General features: G+C 50.2%; 16 protein-coding genes. 6 read left to right on the top strand and 10 right to left on the bottom strand.

Annotation, left to right across the window (positions count from 1 at the left end; translation table 11 throughout):
* The first annotated feature begins 33 nt into the window (after positions 1-33).
* Complete coding sequence (locus ACQKDS_RS11260; RefSeq protein ID WP_399670126.1) at positions 34-780, top strand: DNA-binding transcriptional regulator YciT; 747 nt, start codon at positions 34-36, stop codon at positions 778-780.
* 37 nt (positions 781-817) lie between these two features.
* On the opposite strand, the gene araD is transcribed toward ACQKDS_RS11260, so the two are convergent.
* On the bottom strand, positions 818-1,513 hold the full coding sequence (araD, locus tag ACQKDS_RS11255) for an L-ribulose-5-phosphate 4-epimerase (RefSeq protein ID WP_399670123.1): 696 nt from the start codon (positions 1,511-1,513) through the stop codon (positions 818-820).
* 377 nt (positions 1,514-1,890) lie between these two features.
* Between araD and osmB the strand changes: the two genes are divergently transcribed.
* Entirely contained in the window at positions 1,891-2,109 is a 219-nt protein-coding gene (osmB, locus tag ACQKDS_RS11250) for an osmotically-inducible lipoprotein OsmB (protein ID WP_399670120.1), read from the top strand.
* Between the two features lie 185 nt (positions 2,110-2,294).
* On the opposite strand, the gene yciH is transcribed toward osmB, so the two are convergent.
* Positions 2,295-2,621, bottom strand: coding sequence for a stress response translation initiation inhibitor YciH (gene yciH, locus ACQKDS_RS11245; RefSeq protein WP_399670117.1), 327 nt, complete (start codon positions 2,619-2,621; stop codon positions 2,295-2,297).
* A gap of 10 nt (positions 2,622-2,631) precedes the next feature.
* A complete protein-coding gene (gene pyrF / locus ACQKDS_RS11240) occupies positions 2,632-3,360 on the bottom strand; it encodes an orotidine-5'-phosphate decarboxylase (protein WP_399670114.1) in 729 nt (242 codons plus the stop codon).
* A 328-nt stretch (positions 3,361-3,688) separates the two neighbouring features.
* On the opposite strand from pyrF, the gene bhsA reads away from it, so the two are divergent.
* Positions 3,689-3,949 (top strand): multiple stress resistance protein BhsA, encoded by a 261-nt coding sequence (gene bhsA, locus ACQKDS_RS11235; RefSeq protein WP_399670112.1) that lies wholly within the window; start codon positions 3,689-3,691, stop codon positions 3,947-3,949.
* A gap of 160 nt (positions 3,950-4,109) precedes the next feature.
* Complete coding sequence (locus tag ACQKDS_RS11230) at positions 4,110-4,409, top strand: Arc family DNA-binding protein (protein WP_399670108.1); 300 nt, start codon at positions 4,110-4,112, stop codon at positions 4,407-4,409.
* A gap of 39 nt (positions 4,410-4,448) precedes the next feature.
* On the opposite strand, the gene lapB is transcribed toward ACQKDS_RS11230, so the two are convergent.
* From lapB to pgpB, 3 genes are all read right to left on the bottom strand, one after another.
* The gene (lapB, locus tag ACQKDS_RS11225) at positions 4,449-5,621 is read right to left on the bottom strand and encodes a lipopolysaccharide assembly protein LapB (protein ID WP_399670105.1); all 1,173 of its coding nucleotides are present in this window, start codon (positions 5,619-5,621) and stop codon (positions 4,449-4,451) included.
* 6 nt (positions 5,622-5,627) lie between these two features.
* A complete protein-coding gene (locus ACQKDS_RS11220) occupies positions 5,628-5,930 on the bottom strand; it encodes a LapA family protein (protein WP_399670102.1) in 303 nt (100 codons plus the stop codon).
* Positions 5,931-6,247: 317 nt separating this feature from the next.
* A complete protein-coding gene (pgpB, locus tag ACQKDS_RS11215; RefSeq protein ID WP_399670099.1) occupies positions 6,248-7,009 on the bottom strand; it encodes a phosphatidylglycerophosphatase B in 762 nt (253 codons plus the stop codon).
* A 264-nt stretch (positions 7,010-7,273) separates the two neighbouring features.
* On the opposite strand from pgpB, the gene ribA reads away from it, so the two are divergent.
* Positions 7,274-7,867, top strand: a complete 594-nt coding sequence (gene ribA / locus ACQKDS_RS11210) for a GTP cyclohydrolase II (RefSeq protein WP_399670096.1) — start codon at positions 7,274-7,276, stop codon at positions 7,865-7,867.
* Positions 7,868-7,912: 45 nt separating this feature from the next.
* On the opposite strand, the gene acnA is transcribed toward ribA, so the two are convergent.
* From acnA to topA, 3 genes are all read right to left on the bottom strand, one after another.
* On the bottom strand, positions 7,913-10,585 hold the full coding sequence (gene acnA / locus ACQKDS_RS11205; protein WP_399670093.1) for an aconitate hydratase AcnA: 2,673 nt from the start codon (positions 10,583-10,585) through the stop codon (positions 7,913-7,915).
* 437 nt (positions 10,586-11,022) lie between these two features.
* Positions 11,023-11,997: an HTH-type transcriptional regulator CysB gene (gene cysB / locus ACQKDS_RS11200; RefSeq protein ID WP_399670090.1), complete on the bottom strand. Its 975-nt coding sequence runs from the start codon at positions 11,995-11,997 to the stop codon at positions 11,023-11,025.
* Between the two features lie 511 nt (positions 11,998-12,508).
* On the bottom strand, positions 12,509-15,106 hold the full coding sequence (topA, locus tag ACQKDS_RS11195) for a type I DNA topoisomerase (RefSeq protein ID WP_399670087.1): 2,598 nt from the start codon (positions 15,104-15,106) through the stop codon (positions 12,509-12,511).
* A gap of 423 nt (positions 15,107-15,529) precedes the next feature.
* Between topA and ACQKDS_RS11190 the strand changes: the two genes are divergently transcribed.
* The gene (locus ACQKDS_RS11190; RefSeq protein ID WP_399670084.1) at positions 15,530-15,781 is read left to right on the top strand and encodes a YciN family protein; all 252 of its coding nucleotides are present in this window, start codon (positions 15,530-15,532) and stop codon (positions 15,779-15,781) included.
* Between the two features lie 245 nt (positions 15,782-16,026).
* Here the strand turns inward: ACQKDS_RS11190 and sohB are convergent, their stop codons facing one another.
* On the bottom strand, positions 16,027-17,073 hold the full coding sequence (gene sohB, locus ACQKDS_RS11185) for a protease SohB (protein WP_399670081.1): 1,047 nt from the start codon (positions 17,071-17,073) through the stop codon (positions 16,027-16,029).
* Positions 17,074-17,157 lie beyond the last annotated feature (84 nt).

Raw genomic sequence — 17,157 nt, 5'->3', positions numbered from 1 at the left:
GGTTGCCCTTTCGCAACCGCACATCAGGTCATTATGAATTCAAGACAACAAACCATTTTGCAACTGGTCAACGATCGACGGCGCATCAGCGTCAGCGAATTGGCGCGCGCCTCTGGCGTGTCGGAGGTAACGATCCGTCAGGATCTGAACCTGCTGGAAAAACGCAGCTACTTGAAACGGGTGCACGGCTCTGCGGTGGCGTTGGAAAGCGACGATGTCGATGCGCGCATGATGTCTAATTTCGCGCTCAAGCAAAAGCTGGCGCAATACGCCGCCTCGCTGGTTAATGATGGCGAAACCATTTTTATTGAAAGCGGCAGCGCTAACGCATTGTTGGCCCGCTATTTGGCCGAGCGTAAGCGCATTACACTGATTACCGTCAGCCATTACATCGCTCACCTGCTTAAAGAAACAGATTGTGATGTGATTGTCTTGGGCGGCATGTATCAGAAGAAAAGCGAGACCGTAGTTGGCCCCTTGACGCGAATGTGTATTCAGCAGGTGCATTTCAGCAAGGCATTTATCGGTGTTGACGGTTATCACGCAGAAACCGGCTTCACGGGGCGCGATATGATGCGTGCCGACGTGGTTAACGCCGTACTGACGAAAGGCGTTGAGAATATTATCTTGACCGACTCAACTAAATTCGGCCAGATTCAGCCCAACTCATTGGCACCCCTCACGCAAATAAACCGCGTAGTCACTGACTCACGCTTGCCGCTGGAATATCAACAGCAGCTTACACAGCAAGGTATTCACTACGACTTGGTTAATGAGTAACGATGGTCGGGCACGTTAATCCGTGCCCCATTATTCATCATTGGCCGTAATAGGCGTTTTTGCCATGCTTGCGCAGATAGTGTTTGTCCAGCAGCGTTGGTTGCATGTTCGGTAAGTCTGGCATCAACTGACGTGAAAAAATCCCCATATAAGCAATTTCTTCCAGCACCACGGCATTATGCACCGCGTTTTCGGCATCATTACCCCACGCAAATGGCCCATGTGAATGCACTAATACGGCGGGAACCGCCATCGCATCCAAGTTCCGCTCTTGGAATGTTTCTACGATCACCCGCCCCGTTTCCCATTCGTAGCGACCGTTAATTTCGTCATCGCGCATCATACGGGTACAAGGGATGTCGCCATAGAAATAGTCGGCATGGGTAGTGCCCCAGGCAGGAATATCCAGACCCGCCTGCGCCCAAATTGTGGCATGGCGAGAGTGGGTATGCACAATACCGCCAATGTCCAAAAAGCGTTGGTAAAGCAAACGATGCGTATCCGTATCGGAGGACGGCTTTTTACTGCCCTCGACCACCCGGCCGCTCTCAAGCTCCACCACCACCATATCGTTGCTCGTCATCGCATCATATTCAACGCCGGAAGGTTTGATGACCATCAAGCCGCTTGGCCGATCAACACCGCTGACGTTACCCCAGGTAAAAGTCACCAGACGATGATGCGGCAGCATCAGGTTTGCTTCAAACACCTGTTGTTTTAATTCGCTAAGCATCGGCTTTCCTCAGTCACGTATCCTTAACGTATTGTCCGAGGCAGCCACATTGGTAGGTATGGTAAAACTGGCTAAAGACCACGCAGGTTTCTGCTGGAAAAGCAATTGTGCGCATTGAATAACCCGGCTCACACTGCCAGTCGCGCCGCGTTTCCGAATCCCGCAGGAATTTAAGAATATTTACCTGTGAATATTTATCTCGCTATTTATACTGAATGACGGCAACAGCACTGCCGTAAAACCCTATTTATTGCTGTTAATTTTAAAATACCCTGTTTTTATTTCGATACTGTATGGGTGCGAGTAGCAGGCCTATTTGATGGATCATGCCTATACTAATTAAGGCACTTCCATATAGCCAAAGCTAAGGAGAAGTCATGATGATTATCAATAAACGTTTTGCCACAGCCGCTCTGGCCATTACTTTGGCGTTTACACTGAGTGCCTGTTCAAACATGTCCAAACGCGATCGTAATACCGCTATTGGTGCGGGTGCAGGTGCCGTCGGTGGCGCAGTACTGACCGATGGCAGCGCGTTGGGTACGCTAGGTGGGGCAGCGGTCGGCGGGATCATTGGCAATCAGGTTGGAAAATAACCCGGCCAAAAGTGGAAACCGCGGTAGGCAGGCGGGCAAAAGCGATAATGCTTTGACGTATTAACAACCATAAGCGTTTTCAGGTCTATTTTTAATTTTGTGTCGTTTTTGCTGCAAACGATGGACTAACGCCCTCGCCATACGATGCATCATGCCGCAGCATTACGCTGCGGCATGAAAACTCGTCAACCACCCGCTAATTTGACCTTCATGCCTTTGGCTTCCAACAGCTGTTTTAGCAGATCACGCTTATCACCTTGGATTTCAATGACACCGTCTTTCACTGCCCCGCCACAACCGCATTTCTTCTTCAACTCTGCCGCCAGTTTTTCCAACGCGGCATCGTCCAGATCAATACCGGTGATCAGGCAAACGCCCTTTCCCTTGCGCCCGCTCGTTTGACGTTGAATACGTACAATACCGTCACCTTTCGCGCGCTGTGGCTTAGGTTCTTCCGTTTTAATACGCCCGCTGTCGGTAGAGTAGACTAACTGGCTATTGTTATCCTTCATCAGTTATTCCTCACTTTAATGAAGCACGTATGGACGCCAAGGCCGCGGCCGGATCGGCAGACTGCGTAATGGGGCGGCCAATCACCATATAATCCACGCCCGCCGCCAACGCCTGTTGTGGCGTCATGACGCGCCGTTGGTCACCGGCTGCGCTGCCTTCAGGACGTATGCCCGGGGTGACCAACTGGAATGCTTGTCCACAGGCTTGTTTTAGACGCACAGCCTCTTGTGCGGAACACACCACACCGTCAAGACCGCAATCACGCGTCAACCGAGCTAAGCGCTCAGCGTGCGCAGCCGGGCTCAGATCGATGCCCACTCCCGGTAAGTCACTCGCCTCCATACTGGTCAGCACCGTCACCGCGATCAATAAAGGCGCATCCTGGCCGTAAGCTTGCAAAGCTTCCTTGGCGGCACTCATCATGCGCGCACCGCCGCTGGCATGAACGTTAACCATCCATACGCCCAGCTCCGCTGCCGCCGCCACTGCCCGCGCAGTTGTGTTAGGAATATCGTGGAATTTCAAATCGAGAAATACGTCAAAACCCCGTTCGTGTAGGTCACGCACTAATTGCGGCCCAAACAAGGTAAACATTTCTTTGCCCACTTTTAAACGACAGTCCTGCGGATCAATACGATCGGCAAAGGCCAATGCCGCGTTTTTATCGGCGTAATCCAGCGCAACGATAATCGGAGATGAGTTTAACCCGTTGTTATTAGTTTCATTTTCCGACTTCATTTCTTCACCCTTCTATAAGTTGGATATGGATGGACATCACCCGTAAACTCGACCGCCGCATTCTACATGCCGGCCGAGCGAAATCCCAGCCAAGACGCACCCTGCTAGCTACGTAATGTTAAACGCAGGCTGCGTCATTTAACGTCAAAAAACCATGAGTTACTTATCTGACACGGCGTAAAGTGCCGTAAAGATGGGTAAATTATTAATCAAAAATTTTGAATGAGATACTCAAGAGTCTCCGATTTTAATCTTTTCTGGCTGGTATATCATTTAACTCATCGGAAGCAAGCCGCTTCCAAACTAATTAAAATGACTGGAGTCACTCATGAAAAGCATCAAATATTTTGCAGCAGCTAGCGTAATGGCCATCACCTCTTTCTCTACCTTCGCTGCTGAGCAGATCGATCTGCAGCAGGCTGAAAGCTTGACCGCCGTGGGCGTGGTTTCTGCAGGCCATGCCACGACGTTAAGCGGCTTAGAGGCTAAACTGGCGGCCAAAGCAGAAGCACAAGGCGCAAATGGTTACCGCATCACCTCAACATCGGGAAATAATCTGATGCACGGCACAGCCGTAATCTACAAATAATCATTTCGTTCTTGGGCTCAGTTCGCTGGGCCCTATCCCCATTTACGCGTTCGTCTCCTTCGCACACCTTGTTGCAATAATATTAATTTTTTATTACACACTAGACAATGGATAGTTACTGGCTTAGGTTGGAATTCTCCTAATCCGTAAAGGCTGCAAAATGAGCGAGATATCGACACTGACCATTAAAATTCCGCTGGAATTGAAAGAGAAAATTAAAGCCGCAGCGCTGGAAAACCAGCACTCATTGAGTGCTGAGGTCTGTCAGCGTTTGGAGAGCAGCGTTGTAGCCACAACGCCTTCCGATAAAGCCGCCGCAAAAAAATCTGCCAACCTGCACCACAGCGATATTGATAATCAGGAAACGGAAGAAGCCATCGAACAGCCACTAAGCCAGAAAGAATTGAAAAAACTGCGTCAGTTGTTAAAAACTGGCGTGAAGAACGGCAAAAAAAAGTAACGCGAGTTAAATTAAACGGGGCTTATCATCGCCCCGTTTTTACTGCCCATCTAAACCACGAATCGGCTTAACCGAAGCCCAAGCTCGGCACGACGGACAATGCCAATACAGTGAATGCGCGGTGAAGCCGCACTTGTGGCAGCGATAGCGCGGCTTAGTGCGAATCTGTTCACCCACCATGTCACGCAGCAATAATAGGCTTTCTTTAGCTCGACCGTCTTCGGCATCAGCCAAGTGATAATCCATCAAACGATAGAACACTCGCATCGTAGGGTGACGTTGTAACTGTCGATTGATATAAATCTGTGCCACATCACGCCCTTCATACTGCTCGATACTTTCGGCCAGCATCAGTTCGGCAGTTGCTCCAGTATTTTCTTCTACACAACGTTTGAGAAAACTGGCCCACTCTGGTTGCAGTTGCGGCAACTGATCATAACATTCATTCAGCATCGGCAGCGTTTCACTCACCAGTTCACGATCCTGAACCAACACCTGTTTGAGCGATTCCACCGCTTTACTGAACTCGCCCTGCGCCATGTAGATACGCCCGAGCATGATAGACACACGGGCACATTGCTTATCTGCTGCCGCCGCACGCTTCAGCAACGTCATCGCTTTATCAAGGTCGTCGCTGCCCATCGCTTGCAATGCCAGTTCGCAGTAGAAGTGCGCAATTTCGATACGTTGCTTGTCTTTACCGAGTTTGACTAACCTTTCAGCGACATCAATAGCCTTTTGCCAGTCACTGGTCGCCTGATGAATAACCAGCAGTTGTTGCAACGCGGAAACCCGAAAATCGGTTTCGTCGGTCAATTGGCTAAACATGTCTTCAGCACGATCGTAAAGGCCTGCCGCCATGTAATCACGACCAAGCTGTTGCACGGCAAGCAAACGCTGTTCAAAAGTAAGAGAGGCACTTTCCATCAAAGCCTGATGGATACGGATAGCGCGATCGACTTCGCCACGCGAACGGAACAGGTTACCCAACGTCAGGTGCGCTTCCACAGTATTACTGTCCTCTTTCAACATATCGAGGAACAGATCAACCGCTTTATCTTGCTGGTTGGAAAGCAAAAAGTTCACCCCGGCCACGTACTCACGCGAAAGACGATTCGCTTCTTGCTGTTTATCCTGCTGAGCACTTCTGCGCCCCATGTACCAGCCATAAGCGGCAGCGATGGGCAGCAACAGAAACAGCAGCTCTAACATAGAAGGTTATTCCTTGCTGACAACGGGCTGAGTCGCCGACGCGCTAGGCGATTCAATCTGCAGTTCCAGTCTTTTGACTTTACGCTCAGCACGCCCCAATGCAATACGCGTGCGCAGATAAAACAATCCGCAAATAATCCATCCGAGTACGAATCCCGTGCCAAACAACGCCGCCAGTAACGTAGATACCCGAAAATCGCCCTGCGCGACTAAGTAGTTAAATGTCACGAGCTGATCGTTATGCGCTCCCAATGTGACTGAAATCACGAAGATGACCAGAACCAGCAAAAAAATAAGTAAATATTTCACATTCTTTCCCGCAATGCCGAGTTAATCGGATGAATCATGCCCATACGAGGCGTCCCTAACCATTAAGTTAGCATTTCCAATCGTAGCAGGGAAACCCTGAAGTGTGATAAATCCAGAGAGATGCTGACATATTCGGCGATAAACGACGCCCCGGTTTAAATTAATGAGAAAGCTTCTCAAAAGCACACATTTGTAGGTAAAGATGGGGGCAAAATAAGAAAATGCAATGGGGTACGCATAGGGCGGCCCAAACACCTCAAGCTCATGCTGAGCGTGCGTGAGTTAGGCGTCATTGGTTATGACGCCCTTGGATAGGCTTATTGCGGTTTCTTCTGCGCAATTTCTTGTTGCTCTTCCCGTGGTGGTGTCAGTGGGCCGAACCAGCGCTGAGCTAGCCAGCACGCTAGGGTCACTAGCAACCAGCTGATTACCGTCGCCATGACCAGATCGCGTGGCCAATGCATACCCAGCAGTAAGCGGCTGCCCATGACGCCTGTCGCCCACACCATGAGTACGACCACCGTTTTATAATGGCGGCGCGGCCACAGCAAACCGACACCGAGCAACGCCCAACTGGCGGCAAACAGAGTATGCCCAGATGGGAATGCGAAACCGGTTTCGAACTGCCAGTGTTTACGTAACCATTCTGGCACCCGTGCTTGATCCTGCAATTGTGTCATCACCAACGCGCTGCGCTGATTACGATGTAATGAATAAAAGTACGTCGGATCAACGCCGTGCTGTTGTTCCAACCACATGACAAACGGCCGTGGTTCCTGCACTCTTTCTTTTATTAAGGATTTGACGCCTTGTCCAATGAGAATGGCCGCTGAAAGCAGCACAAAAAGCCCAATCGCCGGTTTCAAACGAAAACGTAAACACCAAAGAAACCAAGCGGACAACACCACGCTGGTGATAATACCCCACGGCGATGTCACCGTTTCTGTCAGCCAAAACAGGGGCTTCAGCAGGGCATCATCCGCGCCTGGTTGCCACAGCCAACCAGATGCCCACATTGCTATCGGCATGAGCAGTAGCACAATCGCGCCGCCAGCCGTGCGTTTCGCTATCTCAAACATGTTCCCTCCTCTTTTGCAGCCCGGCAGACAGTGTAACAATCTTGTACTCTCTACATCACGCTAAATACTAAACAGACTATATATCAATTGCAGTGATAGACGTGGATGCTGGTTTGCTGAGCACCACTGAGCAAGAAGTTATGGCAAAATAGTCGATAATCATGAAATGCAATTTGCGACAACGCGTTTAGTGCTGGTCAGGCGAGCAAGCCGGACGTACCATGCGGGGCAGCGATTGAATCGACTAGGTTTGTGGAGAGTAACATGCAGCTTAAACGGGTGGCAGAGGCTAAACTGCCGACACCTTGGGGCGATTTCCTAATGGTGGGATTTGAAGAGTTAGCCACCGGGCACGATCATCTGGCATTGGTTTTCGGTGATATTACTGGCGATATGCCAGTGCTCTCGCGGGTACACTCAGAATGCTTAACCGGTGATGCGTTATTCAGCCTGCGTTGCGACTGCGGTTTCCAACTGGAGGCGGCACTGGAGCACATTGCCGAAGAAGGGCGCGGTATTCTGCTGTATCACCGTCAGGAAGGCCGTAACATCGGTTTGCTCAACAAAATCCGCGCTTATGCTTTGCAAGATAAAGGTGCCGATACCGTTGAGGCCAATCACCAGCTCGGTTTTGCCGCCGACGAGCGTGATTTCACCTTATGTGCCGATATGTTTAAACTGCTTGGCGTCGATGCCGTACGTTTACTCACCAATAATCCCAAAAAGGTTGAGATCCTGACAGAAGCAGGCATCAATATTACCGAACGTGTGCCATTGATCGTTGGGCGTAACCCAAAGAATGAACGCTATCTGGCAACCAAGGCCGCTAAAATGGGGCATTTGCTGGATAAACAGTAAACGCCGACAGCAACAATTAGGGCACCATAACGGTGCCCTTTTGTGTTAAAGCATTTTGCGGATGACATAATGCAAAATGCCATCATTTTTGTAGTAAGTCAGTTCCGTGTTGGTATCAATACGGCAACGGGTGTTCACGACCTCTTCGCGGCCGTCTGCATAGGTAATATGGACTGGGACCGTTTGGCTGGGCTTCAGATCCTGTAACCCACTGACGCTGATCTGTTCATCACCGCGTAGCCCCAGCGTCTTACGCGTAACACCCTGCGGAAATTCCAGTGGCAGGATCCCCATACCAATCAGATTAGAACGGTGAATACGTTCAAAGGATTCAGCAATCACTACGCGTACCCCCAGCAATCGCGGCCCTTTCGCCGCCCAGTCACGGCTTGAACCGGAACCGTATTCCTTGCCTGCAATCACGGCCAGCGGAACCTGCTCTTGCTGGTAACGCATCGCGGCGTCATAAATCGACATCTCATCTTGCGAAGGAATATGACGCGTCACTCCGCCCTCCACGCCGGGAACCATCTCGTTGCGGATACGAATGTTCGCAAAGGTGCCACGCATCATGACTTCATAGTTACCGCGACGCGAGCCATAAGAGTTAAACGCGCTAACATCAACACCGTGTTCGCGCAAATAGCGCCCTGCCGGGCTATCAACCTTGATACTCCCTGCCGGTGAAATATGGTCGGTGGTGACGGAATCGGCAAGCATTGCCAGAATACGCGCGGCATGAATATCTTTGACCGTATCCGGCTTCGCTTGCATGGTATTAAAGAACGGTGAATGGCGGATATAAGTAGAATCCTCCTGCCATGGATAGGTGGCCGAACCCGTGACATGAATGGATTGCCAAGCCTCATCACCGTCAAACACTTCACCGTACTCCTTATGGAACATCTCTGTTCGTACTTCTTCCACGGCCTTGGCGATGTCAATATTACTCGGCCAGATATCCTTCAGATAAACCGGCTTACCCTCTTTATCGGTTCCCAAAGCATCAGTGCTTAGGTCCAATGCCATGGTACCAGCCAACGCGTATGCCACCACCAACGGCGGTGAGGCCAACCAGTTAGTTTTTACCAGCGGATGAATCCGCCCCTCGAAGTTACGGTTACCAGATAGCACTGCCCCCACCGTCAGATCGCCGTCTTTAATCGCTGACTCTATGGGTTCCGGTAATGGCCCTGAGTTACCAATGCAGGTAGTACATCCGTACCCCACCAGGTTATAACCCAGCTTTTCCAAGTAAGGCGTCAACTTAGCACTGTCAAAATAATCGGTAACCACTTTGGAGCCAGGTGCCAGTGAGGTTTTCACCCACGGTTTCACCTTTAACCCTTTTTCCACGGCATTTTTCGCCAGCAAACCTGCTGCCATCATCACGCTGGGATTAGAGGTATTGGTACAGGAAGTAATCGCCGCAATCACCACTGCGCCCTCTTTTAGCTGGTGCGATTGCCCATCTAATATGAACGTGACGGAGTCGGCTTTTTTCTTGCCCGTATTGATGTCCAACTCGGTCGCCGCAGCAAACGCGCGCGGAACACCTGACAGTGCCACCCTATCTTGCGGCCGTTTTGGCCCGGCCAAGCTCGCCTCAACCGACGACATATCCAACGCTAACGTGCTGGTAAATACCGGTTCATCGCCGGGTTCTCGCCACATGCCCTGAGCTTTGGCATAAGCCTCTACCAGTGCGATTTGCTCTTCACTGCGTCCGCTCAGCGTCAGATAATCTAAGGTGACATCGTCAACAGGGAAGAAACCGCAGGTCGCCCCATATTCCGGTGCCATATTAGCGATGGTGGCACGATCGGCGAGCGGTAACTGCGCCAACCCGTCACCATAAAACTCAACAAACTTACCCACTACGCCGTGTTTACGTAGCATTTGTGTCACGGTCAACACCAGGTCGGTGGCGGTGATGCCTTCACGCAGCTTTCCGGTGAGCTTAAATCCCACCACATCCGGGATCAGCATCGACACTGGCTGGCCCAGCATCGCGGCCTCCGCTTCAATGCCCCCGACCCCCCATCCGAGTATCCCCAGACCGTTAATCATTGTGGTGTGAGAGTCCGTCCCCACCAACGTATCTGGATAGGCAATCTGCTTGCCGTTCTCTTCACTATGCCACACCGTCTGACCAAGATATTCCAGATTGACCTGATGGCAAATACCGGTACCCGGCGGCACCACGCGGAAACGGTTAAAGGCCTGTTGCCCCCAACGTAGAAAGGTATAACGCTCATGATTGCGTGCCATTTCAATACGCACGTTTTCATCAAAAGCGTGATCGTCGCCAAATTCGTCAACGGTAACCGAGTGATCAATCACTAAATCGACCGGCGACAGCGGATTCACCTGCTCAACATCCCCTCCCAGTCTTTGTACCGCTTCTCGCATTGCAGCCAGATCGACGACGGCCGGTACGCCAGTGAAATCCTGCATCAAAACACGCGCAGGACGATAGGCAATTTCGCGATCGGCATGCCCAGTTTGCAACCAACCGACAAGGGCTTTTAAATCCTCTTCCTGCACGGTGTCACCATCGACATGGCGCAGCAGATTCTCTAATAACACTTTCATGGATTTGGGCAGCCGGCCAATATCACCTAGCTGCTTGGCCACGAGCGGCAGACTGTAATAATGATATTCACTATTCAGTACGACTAGCTTATCCCTACTCGCTTCACGAAGATTGGACGACATAGCTCCTCCATTTTTTATTTTCCTATATCCACCATCCTGGATTCTGCCTTTGGGTGAGTGACAGTTGCTGACGTCAAAACATGACTATCACCTATGTTCTCGATCGTTCACAACGTTACTGACTTTATGCAGCCCTTATTCAGAGTGATTAACGCTGAATAATTGAATGAGAGATATAAAACAGGGTAATCACTGAGGTCTTAGTTAAAGATAACACAAACATACGATAACGTTTTGATAACAACACGTTTTGATCACAGCGATAGAAAAAAGTGATGAATAAGAATGGGGGGCAACATGACGCTATTTTAATCAAAATAGCAAAATTTTTGACCTAGCCTGGGGAATAAGGAAGCCAAATCAGTGAGGTAGGTACGGTTGTTTCGGCAACAGTGGTATTGTCTTCAGGGGCGCGTACGCCCCTAAGGATAGAGGACTTATTTTTCCGGCAGCGAAATGTCCTTGAACATCGCTTCGATGTCTTCATTCGAGCGCAGTGCAACGGCGGTATCGACGACATCACGCGTCAAATGTGGCGCAAAACGCTGGATGAAATCATACATGTAGCTTCGTAAGAAAGTGCTACGGCGAAAACCGATTTTCGTGGTGCTATGGGTGAAAATATCTCGCGCATTGACGGTCACTAAATCGGGATCTTGGAGCGGATCAACTGCCATGCTGGCAATCACCCCAACACCCAGTCCTAAACGCACGTAGGTTTTGATGACATCGGCATCCGTCGCGGTAAAGACGATATGCGGCGTCAAGCCTGCACGGTTAAACGCCGTATCTAGCTCGGAGCGGCCAGTGAAACCGAAAGTGTAAGTCACTATTGGGTACTCGGCCAACTCTTCAATGGTGATATGGCTCTTTCCTGCTAAAGGATGATCGGGTTTCACTACCACTGCGCGATTCCAGTGGTAGCACGGCAGCATAATCAAATCATCGTAAAGATGCAGCGCTTCAGTGGCAATGGCAAAATCGGCGTTGCCTTTAGCAACGGCTTCGGCAATCTGCGTTGGCGAGCCCTGATGCATGTGCAGCGACACGCGCGGATAACGGTCAATAAAACCTTTAATGACGTTTGGCAAGGCGTAACGCGCTTGCGTATGCGTGGTCGCCACGTACAGCGTGCCCTTGTCAGGATAAGTATGTTCACCGGCCACGGCTTTAATTGCATCAACTTTGGAAAGCACTTCGCGAGCGATACGGATGATCTCTTGACCCGCTGGCGTTACCTGTGTCAGGTGCTTACCGCTGCGTGCAAAAATCTGGATACCTAATTCATCTTCCAACATTCGCACCTGTTTGCTGATACCGGGTTGAGAGGTATAAAGCCCCTCCGCCGTCGATGACACATTCAGATTGTGATTAACCACTTCCACGATGTAACGAAGCTGCTGCAATTTCATATCTTATACCGTCCTAGGTTAAACACTGCGATCTGGCCGCAATCAGGTATATCGGTGACGCCCGAAATGCTAAGAGATTAACGAGCTATAGACACAATGTTCACCCAGATGCAGAAGAATACGCTGTTGCTAATAATTTTTAACTATAAAAAATAATTTTATATAACCACTATATCACGCTACAACTTCAAGTATAGATCCCCGTCACAGTATGATAACGATTATTTCGTACGACTATCAACGTTGCTCGCGGCATAACACAAAATTCCATGATTTTATCCCGCGTTGCCCGCACCGGGCATAAAAAAACCAGCCTATGTGGCTGGTTTGAGCTTAATGACGAAGTCGCCTGATGTCCCGAGATACCCGGGCCTAGCGTAGCGAGGGACACTCCGGTGGCTTACGCCACTACGACCCCACCGCCACGCTTTCCCTAATAATGGGCTTTATCAGCAGTCTGGAACCAGACTATGTGGCTGGTTTTTCAATTTCATCACCTTAACGATACCGGCTATTTTTTAGCTTCGACCCACTTACCATCAATGAAGAAAGCCGTCCAACCGGTCGCTTTACCGTCTTTTTCTGACGAAACATATTGCTGCTTAGTTTTACGGCTAAAACGCACCAGCGTTTTATTACCTTCCGGATCGGCCACTGGCGCATCGGCTAAATAGCGCAGTTTTTCTGGCAGGCGATCCTTAAAGCGGTACAACTCTTCCACTAATGGCGCTCGGGTTTCGCGCGATTTAGGGAACGTATTGGCCGCCAGGAACACGCCAGCGGCACCATCGCGCAGCACAAAGTAGGCGTCAGATTTCTCACACGGCAACTCTGGCAACGGAACCGGATCTTCCTTCGGTGGAGCAACGTCGCCATTACGCAGGATTTTGCGGGTGTTTTTACAATTCTCGTTGGTGCAACCCATGTATTTACCGAAACGCCCCATCTTCAGGTGCATTTCAGAACCACACTTATCACACTCCACTACCGGGCCATCATAGCCTTTCAGCCGGAACTCACCTTCCTCGATATCATAACCGTCACAGGCAGGGTTATTACCGCACACATGCAACTTACGTTGATTATCGATTAAGTAACTGTCCATCGCTGTGCCACATTTTTGGCAGCGGCGGCGAGCACGCAACGCATTGGTTTCCGCGTCGTCCCCTTCGAGGATGTTGAGCACTTCCTCTTCAGGCACCAGATTTATGGTGGTTTTGCAGCGCTCTTTCGGCGGTAATGCATAACCAGAACAACCGAGGAACACGCCCGTGCTGGCAGTACGAATTCCCATTTGACGACCGCACGTCGGGCAATCAATGCTGGTCATCACCATCTGGTTCGGGCGCATCCCGCCGTCTTCCGGATCTTTTTCTGCTGTTTCAAGTTGTTCACTGAATTCAGCAAAGAATTCGTCTAATACCGCCTTCCATTCAGCCTGGTTGTTCGCTACCTGATCCAAGCCATTTTCCATGCGCGCGGTGAAGTCGTAATTCATCAGCTCACGGAAATTCTCTTCCAGACGGTCAGTGACGATTTCCCCCATTTTTTCAGCATAGAAACGGCGGCTTTCCACCCGCACATAACCACGATCCTGAATGGTGGATATGATCGACGCATAGGTTGAAGGACGACCGATGCCGCGTTTTTCTAACTCTTTTACCAACGACGCTTCACTATAACGCGCCGGTGGCTTAGTGAAGTGCTGGCTTGGCAGCAACTGTTGCAGATCCAGTTCACTACCGATTTCCACAAACGGTAATGTACGATCTTCATCGCCTTTGCGTAGCGCAGGCATCACCTTGGTCCAGCCGTCAAAGCGCAGGGTACGCCCTTTAGCACGCAGTTGATAATCACCCGCTTTAACGGTCAATGTCGTGGAATCATATTGCGCCGGCATCATTTGACAGGCGACAAACTGGCGCCAGATCAGTTGATACAGCTTTTGCGCATCGGCTTCCATATCTTTCAACTGCTCAGCCACCACGTTCACATCTGAAGGACGAATCCCTTCGTGCGCTTCCTGCGAGTTATCTTTACTGCTGTAATGGTTAGCCGCTTCCGGCAAATACTTGTCGCCGAAGTTATCACCAATATAACCGCGCACCATATTCAGGGCGTCTTGGCTCAAATTGGTGGAATCGGTACGCATGTACGTGATGTGGCCCGCTTCATACAAGCGCTGTGCCATCATCATGGTTTTCTTCACCCCAAAGCTCAGACGCGTACTGGCCGCCTGTTGCAGCGTAGAGGTAATAAACGGCGCACCTGGCTTACTACTGGTCGGTTTGTCTTCACGATCGAGCACCGTATAACGGGCTTTCTCGAGTAATGCCACCGCCGCATGCGTTTGTTCACGATTAACCGGTTTGAAGGGTTTGCCGTGCGCATGGGTCACTTCCATCTGCAGCGCGGTTTCATTCGCTGCCAGCAGATCGGCGTGTAGTTGCCAATACTCTTCCGGCACAAAGGCTTTGATGTCGCGCTCACGCTCCACCACCAGCCGTACCGCAACGGACTGAACACGCCCTGCGGAAAGACCGCGCGCAATTTTCTTCCACAGCAATGGCGAGACCATATAGCCCACCACGCGGTCCATAAAACGACGCGCCTGTTGAGCATTCACCCGGTCGATATTCAGTTCGCCAGGCGCCTTAAATGCCTGTTGAATCGCATTTTTGGTGATTTCGTTAAACACCACGCGACTAAAGCGCGCATCGTCACCGCCGATCACTTCCCGCAGGTGCCAAGCTATGGCTTCCCCTTCGCGGTCCAAGTCCGTTGCGAGATAAATATGGTCAGCATTTTCCGCTAACGATTTTAACTCGGCGACAACTTTTTCTTTACCTGGCAGGATTTCATAATGCGCTTTCCAACCATGATAAGGATCGACGCCCATTCGATTAACCAGCGCCGTCGTTGCATCTTTCTTAACTTTTTTCTTGGCTTTGTCTTCGGTTGAGTCAGCGCTCTTTTTGCTGGCTGAGCCACTGGTCGGCAAATCACGGATATGACCGACGCTGGACTTCACCACGTAGTCACTTCCCAAATATTTATTAATAGTTTTGGCTTTTGCCGGGGACTCAACTATTACGAGAGCTTTACCCATATTTACCTTTACCTAATTTATTTCTTCTAAAAAGAAGTCTTTTAGCGCGTTGTACCGCAGCATTTCATGTCTCTTTTTTATATTGCGGCAGTCTGGCTAGAGATCAACAGATTTTTTTCTGTTGGCTGCTTAACTGTACAACGCAAACGCAACTCGTTAATTATGCAAACGTTTAATGCAGACTACGCGCTTAGAGAAACGCGTTACTCCATTGACGGCGTAAACAAAATCTTCCACCTAGCGCCGCAAAATCCCACACTCTACCTGATAAATAACGCCACGCAACCTAATTAGCACGGAAAGCATGATTTCGCCAACTGCGGCTAACACCTAGCCGCCATGAAGGTAAAAAAACCTTAGCTAATTTGCGGATAAAAGCGAACACGCGTTAGAATGCAAACACGATTTTGTGGAGAGTAATAAATGCGCAGTAATACATCCCCCATCACCCGTCAAGCGCTGCTTGAGGAAGCTAATAATATCATTCGCCAACACGACGATTATCTTCACGGCATGATTGCCACCGACGTTGAACAAAAGAGTGGGGTTTTAGTTTTCCGTGGTGAATTTTTTTTAGATGCTGAAGGATTGCCGACCGCTAAAACAACTGCGGTGTTTAATATGTTTAAACACTTGGCACATGTGTTGTCTGAAAAATACCATTTAGTCGATTAATACCTAAAGCCGCTCAGTTAAATCTGGACGGCTTTAACGCCGGATCTTAGCGTAAATAAATCGGGTAAGCTGAGCAAGAAATTGCCCATCGCGCTGGTACGTGAAAGACAGGCCAGGTTGTCAGGGGAACTCCCCCCTGACACGGTTGGTTCGCCGTATTTTCACATTTGACGCATGGCTCACCAGCCCCCTCCCCGAATATCTGACAAAATAATGCTACCTGAACAGCACCCGCCGTTTGGGGCTCACAACAGCGGTTTTTCTCCGCGTTGCCACCAGCGTAATAGCAGACGATCGGCGCTTTCCGCCACACTGCCGGTAAAACGATCGATCAGACGTTTACGTTGGGTATAACGTACACCGACCACTTCATGGCTTTCCATCCCGGCGATCACCACATCATCACTGGTACCAACCTCATCAATTAAGCCTTTTTCTTTGGCTTGCGTACCGAACCAATGTTCGCCTGTCGCGACACTTTCAATATCCAGTGAAGGACGTTGCTGGTAGACGAACTGCTTGAATAATTCGTGCGTTTCGTTAAGATCTTCCCGGAATTTTTCGCGCCCTTGCTCAGTATTCTCACCGAACAGTGTCAACGTACGTTTGAACTGCCCTGCCGTATGCAATTCCATATCAATATCATTCTTTTTTAACAAACGATGGAAGTTAGGGATTTGCGCGACCACGCCGATAGAACCGATAATCGCAAACGGAGCGGCGACAATACGGTCAGCCACACAGGCCATCATATATCCCCCGCTGGCAGCCACTTTGTCTACCGCCACCGTCAGACGAATGCCACTTTTACGCAAACGCTCTAATTGTGACGCAGCCAGGCCATAGCCGTGTACTACGCCGCCGGGACTTTCTAGGCGTAGCAACACTTCATCTTCCGCCGTAGCCGCTGCCAGCACCGCCGAGATTTCCTCACGCAACGCGGTCACCTCATGCGCATCCATGCTGCCTTTGAAGTCTAAAACATACAGGCACGGCTTGGTCATTTGTGCCGCGCCGGATTTGGCACGCTGCTTCTGGCGCTTTTCATCCGCTTTAGTCTGCTTCTTGAATTGTTTACTCCAAATTTTTTGCTCTGCCTCTCCCATGCGGGCCAAGCGCATGTCACGCTGCATTTCACGATACTGCTCACCCAAATCGGTCAGTTGCAGTTCCCCTTTTTGTTGGCTTTTACGTTGCCCTAAACTGACCGCCAGCAACGCAAGTGCAGCGATGGCGATCACCACCGTGGCAACCTTAGCCAAAAACAGGCCGTAAATAGATATAAACTCCACAGATTCCGCCTTTATTTACAGGTTGTTAGTAAAACTTTGTTCATTCTAGCTAACCGATGCGGCTGTTGTCGCGGCTAAATGACA

Origin of the sequence: Serratia sp. NPDC078593, from assembly GCF_050268245.1 — a bacterium.
GTDB lineage: Bacteria > Pseudomonadota > Gammaproteobacteria > Enterobacterales > Enterobacteriaceae > JBNNGK01.
The sequence above is the reverse complement of the archived record's forward strand: the minus strand, read 5'-3'. Positions and strand labels throughout refer to the sequence as shown.